1 protein-coding gene is annotated in these 691 nt (G+C 43.0%); it reads right to left on the reverse strand.

Translation table 11 applies throughout. From position 1 onward, the window contains the following. A partial coding sequence (locus tag A3729_RS08685) for a histidine phosphatase family protein (RefSeq protein WP_068633666.1) occupies nt 1-647 on the reverse strand: 647 nt, incomplete at its 3' end. Between the last annotated feature and the right edge of the window lie 44 nt (nt 648-691).

Below are 691 nucleotides of genomic sequence, written 5' to 3' on the forward strand. Positions count from 1 at the left end.
TCTAGGTGAGGGGTATGGTTAAAACCCGACAGCACCATTCGGTCCCGCTTAATATCGAAACTAGCGTAGCTTGCGTTTTTAATCTGAAAGTTAATATCAATCATCTGCTCTACGCTTAGTCCCATCACTTTTCTTATCGCCATCGAAATTGCGCCACCTGAGCTGACTAACATAACGGTATCATCACGATCCGCTTGCTGTCGAATTGCCTCTAAGCCAGTTTCAATTCTGTACTCAAAGTCGCTCCAAGATTCATCTACCAGACCTACTAGGTCGTTATTCGCCCAGGCAAACATAGCTTTTTTCAATAACTTGAAAAAGGTGGCCGGGTTGGAGTCTCTACTTAAGTTAAACGCCTGGTCGCTATTAAGTGACAAATAAGCTTTTATCAATCCCTTAAAGTCGAATTCATTCCAGCGCGGATCAGTTTCGATAGCTTGATTATATTGCAATGAGCGAGTGATCGCGTCAGCGGTTTCAATATGCCTTTTTAAGCTGCCGCAAATAACTCGACTGGGCTTGATAGAAGTGCTGTCAAAATATTCACCTAGTAAATGGGCTTGTTTGTGGCCGAGATCAGAAAGCTGGTCATAGTCTTGCTTTCCTAAAGAGGCTTGTGCGTGCCGTGTAAGTATCAGTGTTGCCATTTAATCGCTCTAAGCATGGATAAATATTAGTTGGCAAAGTCTAT

Source organism: Oleiphilus sp. HI0043 (genome assembly GCF_001634935.1).